This is a genomic window from Peptoniphilus ovalis (assembly GCF_018919265.1).
Classification (GTDB): domain Bacteria; phylum Bacillota; class Clostridia; order Tissierellales; family Peptoniphilaceae; genus Peptoniphilus_A; species Peptoniphilus_A ovalis.
Genome location: NZ_JAHLQO010000006.1, coordinates 119,137 through 131,651, shown reverse-complemented (window position 1 = coordinate 131,651; position 12,515 = coordinate 119,137). Strand labels below are relative to the sequence as shown.

Genomic DNA, 12,515 nt, shown 5'->3' with positions numbered 1-12,515 from the left:
TAATTGCTCAGTTTACTTTTTTAACCAAGTCATCATTCCTCTAAGTTCGCTACCTACTTCTTCTAATTGATGTTCTGATTCTCTTCTTCTAGTTGTAAGGAAGTTGATTTTTCTTCCTGATGAGAATTCTGTCATGAATTCACTTGCAAATTTACCTGACTGAATGTCTTCAAGTATTCCCTTCATATTTTCTCTAGTTTCTTTGCCGATTACTTTTTTACCTGCGTGATAGTCTCCGTATTCAGCTGTATTAGAAATTGAATTTCTCATGTTTGCAAATCCACCTTCAACTATCATATCAACGATAAGTTTCATTTCGTGAATACATTCGAAGTAAGCCATTTCTGGTTCATATCCAGCTTCAACAAGAGTTTCAAATCCTGCTTTCATAAGTTCAGTTATACCACCGCAAAGTACAGCTTGTTCTCCAAAAAGGTCTGTTTCAGTTTCTTCTTTAAAGCTTGTTTCAAGGATTCCTGCTCTACCTGCTCCAATTCCTGATGCATATGCAAGAGCAGTTTCTTTTGCCTTGCCTGATTTGTCTTGGTATACAGCAATTAGTGATGGTACTCCGTAACCTTGTTCGTATTGGCTTCTAACAGTGTGTCCTGGTCCCTTTGGAGCAACCATGATTACATCAATTCCTTCAGCTGGTTTAACAAGGTTATAATGAATGTTAAATCCGTGAGCATACATTAAAGTGTCTCCATCTTTCATGTTTGGAGCAACTTCTTTGTTGTAGATGTCAGCAGAAACTTCATCTGGTACAAGCATCATTACTATGTCAGCTTTTTTAGCAGCTTCAGCAACTGTATATACTTCAAGTCCAAATTCTTCAGCTTGTTTTCTAGAGCTTGATCCTTCTCTAAGTCCTACAATTACATTAACTCCACTTTCTTTAAGGTTCATTGCATGAGCATGTCCTTGAGAACCAAATCCCATAATAGCTACTGTCTTACCATTTAATAAACTTAAATCACAATCTTTGTCATAATATTTTTGAATCATTTTTCTTCCTCCATTATTTTCTTTTTATTCCTGTAAGTCCACTTCTGGACACGTCAACTACTTCATATTTTGAAATTATATTCAAGAAATCATTTAGTTTTTCTCTTTCTCCAGTAAGTTCTATAAATAAATCTTCTGAAGAGTAATCGATAATGTGTGCATTGTATAGATTAGTAAGTGCACTGAGTTCAAGATAATCTTTATTGCTAACTCTAAGTCTTGCTATTAACATTTCTCTAGAGATAAAATTATTATCTTCCATAATTTCAAGTTTAACAACATCTTCAAGTTTCTCAATTTGATTAATAACTTGTCTAACTAAATCTTCATCTTCTGAAATAGTCGCAATAATTGTTGTTCTATCACTATTCCAGTTAACTGCAGCATTAATACTTTCAATATTATATCCCCTTCTTGAAAAAACTGAAGATATTCTAGTAAGTATTCCTGCATTGTTTTCAACTAAAATTTTTATAGTACTCAAATCTTTCATATTATCACTCCATTATCACATCCTCTACAGAGCCACCTGATGGTATCATTGGAAGAACCAATTCATTTTTATCGATTTTAACTTCGATAATAGATGGCTTATCTGAATTTACAGCATCTTCAAAGGCCTTTTTAAATTCATCAATTTTGCTACAACTATAACCCTCTGCACCAAGTGCCTTAGAAAGTCCAACATAGTCTAGGCCTTCATCAATATTTGTACCTGAAAATCTATCATTATAAAGTAAATGCTGCCACTGTCTAACCATTCCAAGTGTGTGGTTGTTCATTACAATAGTTATAATTTTTATATTATTTCTAACAGCAGTTATTATTTCATTAAAATTCATATTAAAGGATCCATCGCCTGTTATTAATACAACTGGTCTGTCTGGGTTTCCAATTTTTGCACCCATTGCTGCTCCGTATCCAAAGCCCATAGTTCCAAGACCACCACTAGTTAAAAAGGATCTCGGTTTAGTTCTTCCGCAGTACTGGGCAGTCCACATTTGATGTTGTCCTACATCAGTTACAAAGATTAGGTCTTCACCAAGTTTTTCTGAAATGTATCTAATAACTTGATGAGGCTTTATATCAACATGAAAATCTACTGGCTTGTAATCATCTTTTCTAAGTTCGTTAATTCTATTAATCCATTTGTATCTATTTTTGCTCTCAACATGAGGAATTAGTGCTTGTAAAATATCTTTTATATTTCCAACAACTCCGTAATCAGCAAAGACATTTTTGTCGATTTCAGATTTGTCTATATCTATATGAATAACTTTTGCATTATGTGCAAATTTCTTAGTATTTAGTGCAACTCTATCAGAAAATCTTACGCCACATGCAATAAGAAGGTCACATTCATCTATTGCATAATTTGTACTGTACTTTCCATGCATCCCCAACATTCCAAGATTTAGCTCATCTTCATGACCTAAAACTCCAATACCCATAATTGTGTTACAGGCTGGAATTGATGATTTTTTAATAAGTTCTCTAAGTTCTGTAAAACTTTCAGAAGATGTAACTCCGCCACCTGAATAAATAATTGGCTTTTTGGAATTATTAATGCAATTTGCAATTCTTAAAATTTCATCTTCATTAACTTCATATTTTTTTTCTTCCTTTAAAGGTTCTTTTTTCTCATAATTTGCCATTTGACCCATTAAGTCACTTGGAATGTCTACAAGAACTGGACCCTTTCTTCCAGAATTAGCAATCATAAAAGCACGTCTAATAATATCTTGTAGATAATTAACATCTCTTACAACAAAATTGTGCTTTGTAATTGGCATTGTTATGCCCATAATGTCAATTTCTTGGAAGGAATCCTTGCCAATAAGTTTTGAATTAGCATTTCCAGTTATAACTACCATAGGAATTGAATCCATATATGCAGTAGCAATTCCCGTAACAGTATTAGTTGCTCCAGGACCTGATGTAGCAATAACTACTCCTGGTCTACCAGTAGAACGAGCATATCCATCAGCAGCATGAGTTGCGCCTTGCTCGTGACTTGTTCTTACAAGTCTTAGTTTTTCGTTGTAGTCATACAGTGCATCAAAAACCTGTATTACAGACCCTCCAGGATAACCAAATATTGTGTCAACACCCTCATCAATAAGTGTTTTTATAATAATCTCTGCCCCTCTTATCTCCATGTAACCAACTCCCCTCTACAAAATTTCCACTACAGGTCTATTATTATTTCCGTAGAAAATTTTTAAATTTAAATCATATAGTTTTGAAAGATTTTCATCAGTCAAAACATCTTCCCTTTTACCCTTTGCCAAAACTTCACCATCTTTTAAAAGTACTACATGAGTAATATTTGGCAGAGTTTCTGAAATATCATGTGTGATATAAATTAGGTTATTGTCTAAATCCTTTAGAAAATCTAAAATCTTTTCTCTTTGGTATAAATCTAAACTTGCACAAGGCTCATCAAGAATTAAAATCTCAGGATTTGAAATTAAACTCCTAAGAATCAAAGCCTTTTGCTTTTCGCCAGCTGATAAAACTGAGTATTTTTTATCCTTCATATGATAAAAATCAAACTTCTTTAAAAACTCTAAAGTCTTTTCTCTATCCTCATCACTTTCTTTTTCAAAAATACCAATTTTATTGTGAAGTCCAGAAAGAACTATTTCATAAACAGTTTCCTTATAAAAAGTGTCGTTGAATTTATTCATAGTTGATGAAACAATTCTTATTCTTTCCTTGACTTCATTCCAATTGCTCTTTCCAAAGACCTTCCCAAATACTTCCATACTCCCTTTAGTAGCCACGGTATAGACATTCAAAAGAGAAAATAAAGTAGATTTACCAGATCCATTAGGTCCAAGGACTAGCCAATTTTCATCCTTATTAATTTTTAAATTAATATCATTTAATAAAACTTTATCATCTCTAATAAAGTAAATATTTTTAAATTCAATCATCTTTAACTCCCCAAAAAAACCTATAAAAAAAGTCCCTTGTCAATATATGACAAAGGACGAATTAACCGCGGTACCACCTTTTTTCTTATAAAAAATAAGCGCTCAAGCATCTATCAATGCCGGGTAATAATAACGCCTACCAATGCGACAACTCTTACTACTATTTCAGAATTGCATAAGAAAAATGATTTTCAACCTCACTTCCATTATAAGCTTTCACCAAACACTTACTCTCTAAAAATCTCCATGAGCTTACTCTTTTTTTCTATTATTTTTTTCAAGATTTAAAATGTTAAAATATATGATAAACTCTTTTAAAAAAAATGTCAAGGCTTTTTGTATAAAATTTATACTAAAATTTATCACTTTTATTTTCTACTAAATATCTCTTATTCTTTCAACTAAAGATTCTCTATTTTGTCTTTCATAAAATAATGAAGTAAATGTAATACCAAGTAATATATTTATTAAATTTACAATAACTAAAGGTAAGATGACAAAATTATAGCTTGTCCAATTCATATTTGATAATAAACTTTTTAATACAAATTCATTTATTAAAACCATCAATACACTTGAAAAAATTAGCGATGATATTGAATAAATTAAATTTTTCTTTATTAAATATTTTCTTATGCTCTTCTTTGTCATTCCTACTGCTTCTAAAATTGATAAAGAATTTTTTTCCTTTATAATTTCTGTAGCAATAATATTTATAAAATTAAGAATAGAAATTATAAATAATATAATTGAAAGAGAATATCCCACAAATTCTATTAAATTTTTAAAATTTTTAAATGAATTTATCTGTCTATCACGTGAATCAAAGGAAAAATCAAGATTATTTTCTAAACTTTGAAGTAGATTATTAAATTCTTCTTTACTATTTTCCTCTACATCAAACCCATAACTCATTATGGACTTATCGCCAGTAAGATTTGTATAGTCATTAGGATTTAAATAAATAAATTCATTATCTGATATTTTTTCACCATCTTCTATTGAATAAAAATATCTAATTCCATTGGCAAAATTATAATCTATCTTGGCAATTACTTCTGCTTCCATTGTCTTGTTATTAAAAGTAATATTTATTTTATCCCCAACATTAAATTTAGATTTAGTCTCACCTTCTCCAATTATTACCCTGTTTCCTTCTTTAAATCCATCTATGCTTCCTTCTTTCACATTCATTTTAGACAACAGATAATTATCAATTCCAAAAATAAATGGAATTAATTTTTCATCATTTATTTTTACATTGGGATATAGAAATTCTGATCCTGTTGAATAGATGGCTCCTCCATTTTTAAATCCTTTTTTTGATTTAATTAAATCAATATATTTTTCATTTAATTTATCTTCTGTAGAAAGATACATATATCTAAAGTATCTTGGACTTGCTAAATTGTAATCTGTAATAATTATATCTGAAATCCCTGCTTTAAGATCAATATTTGAAGTATAGGACAGAACTGAATTTAAAATCACTGCAGATAATGACATTGAAAGCACAATCGACATAAATCTAAATTTCTTAGAAAAAATCTTTCTAAATGCAAGTTTATTTAGTGAAAACTCTTCACTTTTTATGTTTTTTATATTTTTATATTCATTAAATTTACTTGCATCGATTGGTGAAAATTTCGCAGCAATTTTAGCTGGTTTATTCACAGAAATTAAAATTGTAAAAATAGTAAATATTATAGAAAAAACTATAATTAAAAATAAAATATTATAAGATATATTAATATTTGCAAGCATTTCATTGTTTTCAAATATTTTATTTAGAATTAACCTTCCCATGATAAGCCCTATTATATTTCCAACTACAATTGAAGGAATGCAAAGAAAAATTCCCTGATATCTTATTAATTTTTTTGTCTGTGTTTTTGTCATTCCAATTGTTTTAAGTAGTCCATAAATTTTTATATCTTCATTAATTGATATGCTAAAAATATTATTTATAATTAAATAAGCTGCAATAAATACTAATAAAGCTAAAAATAATACTGGAGCAAATATTTTATAATCAAAATTTTCATCATTGCCAAAATATGCAAAGTTTACCCCTATTCTAATTTCTTTGTCACCAAGATTTATTGAATCATCTAAAACTTTATATCCATTTCTATTTGCAATATCAATTAATTTACCTCTAATATTTATAGAATTATTTAGCACTACCTCCATGTCACATGATTTATTGGGAAGATTTAGATTTTCTACATATTCTTTCGAAAGATAAATTTGACCAACTCCAACATTTGAATCTATTGGATTTTCATAAGTACCAGAAATTATAAATTCATCTTCTAATCTCTCAATAACAGTTGAAGAATAGGACTCCATTATATTAAAGGGTATGCGAATTTTTTCTCCAATTTTTCCTTTATATCCTAACTTTCTTATAGTATTTATTTCAACAAATACTTCTTTCTTTTCTTTAGGTAGACTGCCCCTTACATTATTTATTATTGCCCATTTAAACCCCTTCTCATCTTGATAAGATAATTCTGCCATTACTTTATCATTATCAAGAATTCCAACTCTAGTCCTTATTGAAAAGTCTTTAATATTTTTATCTTTTGATAGGATTTTTATATCTTTTTCATTTAGTTCTTTAAAAGAGCCATGACTTATTGATCCAATAGACTTCATAGTTTGAAATTCCATACTTTTTATTATTCCAAGGGTTACAGAAAAAAGAGTAGTAAATAGAACACAAGTGAGTACTATTGATATTAATAAAATATTTCTTCTTGATTTTTTATGATTTAAAATATGAAGTGCGACTTTTCTTATAGAACCTTTATTATTTACATTCATATTAATAGCCTTCCATCTTCTATTTTTAAAGTTCTACTAGCAGCTTGTGCAACATTATCATCATGTGTAATCATAAGTATAGTATTTCCAAGCTCAATATTTACTTTTTTTAATAGATATACAACTTGTGAGGAAGATTTAGAATCTAAATTACCAGTAGGCTCATCTGCTAAAATAATACTTGGCTTTGTAACTAATGCCCTTGCTATTGCAACTCTCTGCTGCTGACCTCCTGATAATTCATTAGGCATTTTATAAATTTGATCTTTTATTTCTAGAATCTCTATAACATAGTCTACATAATCTTTGTCAACCTTTTCTCCATCAAGTCCAAAGGGAATTACAATATTTTCGTAAACATTAAGCATTGGCAAGAGATTATAATTTTGAAATACAAATCCTATATTTCTCCTTCTAAAAATAGTTCTCTCGTCATCTTTTAATTCATATAAATCATTATCATCTATAAGTACAGTACCTGAAGTTGGATAATCAAGTCCACCAATTAAATGTAATAAAGTTGACTTGCCAGAGCCTGAAGCTCCAATAATAGATACAAATTCTCCCCTTTTAGCATCAAAAGAAACTCCATCAAGTGCTTTTACTTCAATATTTTTATTGTAATATTTTTTTAAATCTCTAACTTTTAACATATTTCACCTCCATTTAATAGTATCAAGAATATCTTACAAACTTCTTTCAAAACTTCTTACAATGTTGTAAGAAAAAAGACTTCTCAAAGTGGGAAGTCTAATTCAAATTTTATTTTATTATCATTGTATATTGCCTTGATCTGTGCATTTTCCTTTTCTAATATTTCTCTTGTTATAAAAAGACCTAAGCCAAGCCCGTCCTTTAAAACTGAATTTTCACCTCTATAAAATCTTGTAAATAATTTTGATAAATCACCTATATCTTCGCATTTATTAATTATGTCTAAATTATAGTTGAGGCTTGATTTATATGAATTTATTATAACTTGTGAATTTTCGGGAGAATATTTTATTGCATTATCTAAAATATTGTGAATCGCTTCTTTAGTCCATCTTAAGTCCACATTTAAATTAAAATCTTCTAGATTTTTTATAATTTTTATATTTTTTCGAATAGCCTGTGGTTCAAGTTCAGAAACTACATCGAGAATCAAATTTTTAAAATTCACATTCATCTTTTCTAGTGAAATTATATTTGATTCAAGTCTTGAAGATTTTACAAGATTTTTAATTAAGAAATCTAATTTTTCTAGTTCATATTTAATTATGTCAAAATATTCACTTTTATTTTCCTTCTCTAGCAAATTTATGTATAAATTTAAATTTGTAATAGGTGTTTTTGTCTGATGAGATATATCTGCTATTAGGTTTTGAGTTTTTTCCTTTTCACCTTTTAATTTTGACTGGCGAATCTCATTTGATTTTAAGAATTTATAGATTTTACTTTTTAATTTTGAAACTTCCTTTTCATTTAATTCTATATCACAAAGATTTCCCTTTGTTCCATAATCAATAAAATCAGAAAACTCCCTCATTTCTCTTATCAACTGAAAATATTTATAAGTTACCATTAACAGTACAATTATTAATATAAAAATTATAAATTCCATTTGTAACCAACCCCAAAAACTGTCTCAATAGGATTAAGTGGTTTTAATTTCCCTCTCAACCTAGAAATATTTACACTAATTGTATTTTCGTCTATAAAGTTTTCATCAATTCCCCAAATTTTTTCAAGTAAAACTTCCTTAGTAATTATCTTATTTTCAGACATTACTAAAAAATATAGAATTTTTTCTTCAGTTGGACTTAAACTTATATTATTTTCTTCTACTTTAAAAATATTTTCGTCAAAATTAAAGTAAATGCCATCTTTTGAATAAATTTTATTATCATATGTGTTTTTATTTAACAATCTTTCAATTTTTGCCTGAAGAATACCTAAAGAAAAGGGTTTTGTTATGTAATCATCTGCACCTAGATTAATTGCAGAAATAATGTAGCTTTCCAAATCAATTGCAGATATTACAATAATCGCTGTATTATAATTTTTTCTAATTTCTTTAATTAAGTCTAATCCATCTCCATCAGGTAAATTCATATCAAGTAAGATTAAGTCAACTTTATCTATAAAATTTTTCGCTTCACTTAAGCTAAATGTAGAATGGATAATATATTTATCTTGGAAGGCAATGGATAAGCCTTTATTTAAATTTTTATCATCTTCAACTATTAAAATATTTTGCATAAATACCAACTTTTCTTTTTTATTCTATTATATCATTCTAAGTAAACAAAAAAGAGATAGAAATCTACCTCTTTAATCTTCTTCTAATATTTTTTTCCATTTTTCTAAGTCTTTTTCTTCTTCTTTAGATAATTCTGGAAATTTTGGATCTAGCTTCTTTAATGCATCTAGTATTATTTCTGATGCCAAGTATCTTGTAAACCACTTCCTATCTGCAGGAAGGATATACCAAGGTGCGTATTCTGTGGAAGTTCTGTTAAACATATCTTCATAAGCTTCTTGATAATCATCCCAATACTGTCTTTCTGTTATGTCAGACTTTGCAAATTTCCAGTGTTTATCTTCTTTTGTTATTCTCTCCATTAATCTTTCTTTTTGTTCTTCTTTTGAAACATGAAGGAATAATTTTATGACTTTTATACCATTGTCATTTAAATACTTTTCAAAATTATTTATTTCATCAAATCTTCTGTCCCAAATTTCATCTGTCTTTAAATTCTTAGGAAGCGGTTGGTCTAAGACTAATTTATGAACTCTTGAAACTATTACATCTTCATAATGACTTCTGTTAAATATTCCAATTTCTCCTCTTGCTGGCAGTTCTTTATTTATTCTCCACAAATAATCGTGGTCAAGATCTACATATGTCGGCTCTTTAAAGGAAGCTACATGAGTTCCCTGTGGATTAATTCCTGTCATAACTTTTTTAATGAGTGAGTCCTTTCCTGCCGCATCCATTGCTTGGAGTATGATTAAAAGGCCTTTTGTGTTTTCTGCATAAAGTTTTTCTTGATATTCTCTCATTTCATGTATGTTTTCTCTAAGTAATTTATCATTAACTTCATCTTTTTTAAGTTTTCCTTCATATGATGTTGGAACTTTTTTAAGATTTATTTCTTTAAAATCTTTTTCTGTTTTTGCAATTACTCTATACTTTTCTATATTCATAAAATCCCCTCCTACTTTTATTTACCCATTTAGCAACTAATATTTTCAACTTTAAATTTTGTGATAAAATTATATTATAGGAGGCAATATGAAAAATTTACAAAATAGATTTTTAAATTATGTTTCTTTTGAAACAACAAGTGACGAAAATTCAAATACAATTCCATCTACAAAAATTCAGCTAAATCTTGCAAATTATTTAGTAGATGAATTAAAGGGACTTGGAATTGATGCTCGTGTAGATGAATATGGATATGTTTATGGAAGTATTTCTGGAAATTCAAAGTCTTCTAAGACTGTTGGATTTATTTCACACATGGACACTTCTCCTGATATGAGCGGAAAAGATGTTAAGCCAAGAATTATAGAAAATTATGATGGCGAGGACATTGTTCTTAATGATAAATTTACTTCAACTGTAGAAGATTTCCCATTTTTAAAAGACTTAAAGGGCGAAACAATTATTACAACTGATGGCAATACTCTTCTTGGTGCAGATGACAAGGCAGGAATTGCAATTATAATAACTGCAATAGAAGAACTAATGAATGACAAAGATGCAAAATATGGAGATATTAAAATTGCCTTTACTCCCGATGAAGAAATTGGAAGAGGTGCAGATAAATTTGATGTGAAAAACTTTGGAGCTGACTTTGCTTTTACAGTTGACGGTGGACCAATTGGCGAGCTAGAATACGAAACATTTAATGCAGCAAGTTGCAAAATTGAAATTGAAGGCAAAAATGTTCATCCAGGAAGTGCAAAAAATACAATGGTTAACTCTCAACTTATTGCAATGGAATTAAACTCACTTCTTCCAGTTAATGAAAGACCTGAATACACTGAAGGCTACGAAGGATTTTCTCTTTTAACTTCAATTAATGGAACTGTGGAATCCACTTCAATGAGCTATATAATTCGTGACCATTCAAGAGAAGTTTTTGAAAATAGAAAGAATTTATTTAAAGAAATAGTAAATTTTCTAAATAAGAAATATGATGACAGAATAAAAATAGAAATAAAGGATCAATACTATAATATGAGAGAAAAAATTGAAAATCATATGGAAATTATTGAGCTTGCAAAGAAGGCATTTGAAAAAGCTGGCGTTACTCCTGAAATAGGACCAGTGCGTGGAGGAACAGACGGATCTAAATTATCCTTTATGGGTCTTCCAACACCTAACCTATTTACTGGAGGCAGAAACTTCCACGGTCGTTATGAACTTGTAAGTTTAGACCAAATGAAAAAATCAAAGGAAGTTGTAAAAAATATTATTACATTACTCGCTGAATAATTTATGAGTTTATCATGAAAAGAATAATTCTATCAATCTTCATTGTTATAATCTTATTTGTTATAAATTTATTTTTTGGAAATCCTATTTCAAAATTTATAGTAAATAATTCTGAAGATAAATACATCAAAGAAAATTATGGAAATCTAAATCTTGAAAGAGATAAAATTTTTTATAATTTTAAGGATGGATACTATAATATTAGACTTCAAGATGAAAATAGTGTGGACACTACATTTCTTCTATCTTATGATAGCTCTGGTAGATTAAAATCAGATAATTTTGATGACAGATTATTTAACACTTTTTTGCGTTTTGAAAATGAGATTCGTAATTATGGAAAATTTTTAGAAAAAGAAAATAATTTTAATTATGAAATATCACTTTCAATACTAGATGATGGTAATAATTTAGATTTATTAAAATTAGATGAAAAAGTTGATTTTAAAAATTTCCCACTTAAAGTTTCAGCTGGGGTTCTAGGATTTTCAAATAATTTAACTTTTGAAGAAGCGATGAAAATATTACAAGAACTTCAAAAAATATTAGATAAAGAAAATTTTGAAATAAGAAAGTACAGCATTATTCTCATTCCAATGAAAGATAGAGCAGAAAATGGAGAAGCAAAAACTTGGGAAAATGCACTTTCTATATCTGATATACCAAGTGAAATAATCATAAATGGAGATATTAATGAATTAAGGAATTTACACAATATTCAAAATACAACAACTAAAGAATAAAAGTAAGCCGCTAAAACTAGCGGCTATTTTTATGTCTAAACCAAGGAATAATTCTATTTACATTATTTTTATAATTTATGTATTCATATCCAAACTTATCCTCTAACCATTTTTCTTCAGTATTTATCATTAAAAGGCTAAGATATATGTAAAAAACAATTGGAAAAATTAAAAGAAATAAATTGCATCTAAAAAATATTATTCCTGTTAAAATAAATGTAAAAGCAGAGTAAACTGGATTTCTCACAATACTATAAACACCATTTGTCAAAAGTTTATCTTCCCCTATTCTTATATTTATCTTTTGAAAAATTACTGCATAAATCCAAAGAAAAATTCCAAAAATAATTAATAATATTCCTATAAATTTAAATAAATTATTAAAAGCAAAAATTTTTCCAGAAACAATCTTTCCACTTTTATCAAGATATATTCCAAATAAAGTTAATATAAAAATACTTATTACATAAATTGGACCGACTCCAAATACAGGCATTTTATTTTTCATTT

At 28.3% G+C, this 12,515-nt stretch carries 12 protein-coding genes and 1 other annotated feature; of the genes, 2 read left to right on the top strand and 10 right to left on the bottom strand.

The window, feature by feature from the left end; genetic code table 11:
* Positions 1 to 12 precede the first annotated feature (12 nt).
* From ilvC to KQI68_RS09315, 9 genes are all read right to left on the bottom strand, one after another.
* A complete protein-coding gene (ilvC, locus tag KQI68_RS09355) occupies positions 13 to 1,008 on the bottom strand; it encodes a ketol-acid reductoisomerase (protein ID WP_246541301.1) in 996 nt (331 codons plus the stop codon).
* A gap of 13 nt (positions 1,009 to 1,021) precedes the next feature.
* Entirely contained in the window at positions 1,022 to 1,501 is a 480-nt protein-coding gene (ilvN, locus tag KQI68_RS09350) for an acetolactate synthase small subunit (protein WP_216549857.1), read from the bottom strand.
* A 4-nt stretch (positions 1,502 to 1,505) separates the two neighbouring features.
* On the bottom strand, positions 1,506 to 3,167 hold the full coding sequence (gene ilvB, locus KQI68_RS09345; protein WP_216549856.1) for a biosynthetic-type acetolactate synthase large subunit: 1,662 nt from the start codon (positions 3,165 to 3,167) through the stop codon (positions 1,506 to 1,508).
* Between the two features lie 15 nt (positions 3,168 to 3,182).
* The gene (locus tag KQI68_RS09340) at positions 3,183 to 3,947 is read right to left on the bottom strand and encodes an ABC transporter ATP-binding protein (RefSeq protein WP_216549855.1); all 765 of its coding nucleotides are present in this window, start codon (positions 3,945 to 3,947) and stop codon (positions 3,183 to 3,185) included.
* A gap of 49 nt (positions 3,948 to 3,996) precedes the next feature.
* Positions 3,997 to 4,224 (bottom strand) — a binding site (T-box leader).
* Positions 4,225 to 4,325: 101 nt separating this feature from the next.
* Positions 4,326 to 6,776: an FtsX-like permease family protein gene (locus KQI68_RS09335; RefSeq protein WP_216549854.1), complete on the bottom strand. Its 2,451-nt coding sequence runs from the start codon at positions 6,774 to 6,776 to the stop codon at positions 4,326 to 4,328.
* Entirely contained in the window at positions 6,773 to 7,429 is a 657-nt protein-coding gene (locus KQI68_RS09330; RefSeq protein WP_216549853.1) for an ABC transporter ATP-binding protein, read from the bottom strand. The genes KQI68_RS09335 and KQI68_RS09330 overlap by 4 nt, the downstream gene beginning before the upstream one ends.
* A gap of 83 nt (positions 7,430 to 7,512) precedes the next feature.
* Positions 7,513 to 8,379, bottom strand: coding sequence for a sensor histidine kinase (locus tag KQI68_RS09325; RefSeq protein WP_216549852.1), 867 nt, complete (start codon positions 8,377 to 8,379; stop codon positions 7,513 to 7,515).
* Complete coding sequence (locus KQI68_RS09320) at positions 8,367 to 9,017, bottom strand: response regulator transcription factor (RefSeq protein ID WP_216549851.1); 651 nt, start codon at positions 9,015 to 9,017, stop codon at positions 8,367 to 8,369. Before KQI68_RS09320 ends, KQI68_RS09325 begins: the two co-directional genes overlap by 13 nt.
* Positions 9,018 to 9,089: 72 nt before the next feature.
* Complete coding sequence (locus KQI68_RS09315) at positions 9,090 to 9,965, bottom strand: polyphosphate kinase 2 family protein (protein WP_216549850.1); 876 nt, start codon at positions 9,963 to 9,965, stop codon at positions 9,090 to 9,092.
* An 88-nt stretch (positions 9,966 to 10,053) separates the two neighbouring features.
* On the opposite strand from KQI68_RS09315, the gene pepT reads away from it, so the two are divergent.
* Both pepT and KQI68_RS09305 read left to right on the top strand, forming a co-directional pair.
* Positions 10,054 to 11,262: a peptidase T gene (pepT, locus tag KQI68_RS09310; RefSeq protein WP_216549849.1), complete on the top strand. Its 1,209-nt coding sequence runs from the start codon at positions 10,054 to 10,056 to the stop codon at positions 11,260 to 11,262.
* A gap of 14 nt (positions 11,263 to 11,276) precedes the next feature.
* Positions 11,277 to 12,005, top strand: coding sequence for a YfjL-like protein (locus KQI68_RS09305; RefSeq protein ID WP_216549848.1), 729 nt, complete (start codon positions 11,277 to 11,279; stop codon positions 12,003 to 12,005).
* Between the two features lie 16 nt (positions 12,006 to 12,021).
* Here KQI68_RS09305 and KQI68_RS09300 read toward each other — a convergent pair whose 3' ends face one another.
* Positions 12,022 to 12,513: a methyltransferase family protein gene (locus KQI68_RS09300; RefSeq protein WP_216549847.1), complete on the bottom strand. Its 492-nt coding sequence runs from the start codon at positions 12,511 to 12,513 to the stop codon at positions 12,022 to 12,024.
* Positions 12,514 to 12,515 lie beyond the last annotated feature (2 nt).

What these genes read in the sequence shown, in the direction of transcription:
- ilvC (WP_246541301.1), bottom strand. Translation starts at nt 1,008, where the DNA reads ATGATTCAAAAATATTATGACAAAGATTGTGATTTAAGTTTATTAAAT.
- ilvN (WP_216549857.1), bottom strand. Translation starts at nt 1,501, where the DNA reads ATGAAAGATTTGAGTACTATAAAAATTTTAGTTGAAAACAATGCAGGA.
- KQI68_RS09340 (WP_216549855.1), bottom strand. Translation starts at nt 3,947, where the DNA reads ATGATTGAATTTAAAAATATTTACTTTATTAGAGATGATAAAGTTTTA.
- KQI68_RS09320 (WP_216549851.1), bottom strand. Translation starts at nt 9,017, where the DNA reads ATGCAAAATATTTTAATAGTTGAAGATGATAAAAATTTAAATAAAGGC.
- KQI68_RS09305 (WP_216549848.1), top strand. Translation starts at nt 11,277, where the DNA reads ATGAAAAGAATAATTCTATCAATCTTCATTGTTATAATCTTATTTGTT.
- KQI68_RS09330 (WP_216549853.1), bottom strand. Translation starts at nt 7,429, where the DNA reads ATGTTAAAAGTTAGAGATTTAAAAAAATATTACAATAAAAATATTGAA.
- pepT (WP_216549849.1), top strand. Translation starts at nt 10,054, where the DNA reads ATGAAAAATTTACAAAATAGATTTTTAAATTATGTTTCTTTTGAAACA.
- KQI68_RS09325 (WP_216549852.1), bottom strand. Translation starts at nt 8,379, where the DNA reads ATGGAATTTATAATTTTTATATTAATAATTGTACTGTTAATGGTAACT.
- KQI68_RS09315 (WP_216549850.1), bottom strand. Translation starts at nt 9,965, where the DNA reads ATGAATATAGAAAAGTATAGAGTAATTGCAAAAACAGAAAAAGATTTT.
- KQI68_RS09335 (WP_216549854.1), bottom strand. Translation starts at nt 6,776, where the DNA reads ATGAATGTAAATAATAAAGGTTCTATAAGAAAAGTCGCACTTCATATT.
- KQI68_RS09300 (WP_216549847.1), bottom strand. Translation starts at nt 12,513, where the DNA reads ATGAAAAATAAAATGCCTGTATTTGGAGTCGGTCCAATTTATGTAATA.
- ilvB (WP_216549856.1), bottom strand. Translation starts at nt 3,167, where the DNA reads ATGGAGATAAGAGGGGCAGAGATTATTATAAAAACACTTATTGATGAG.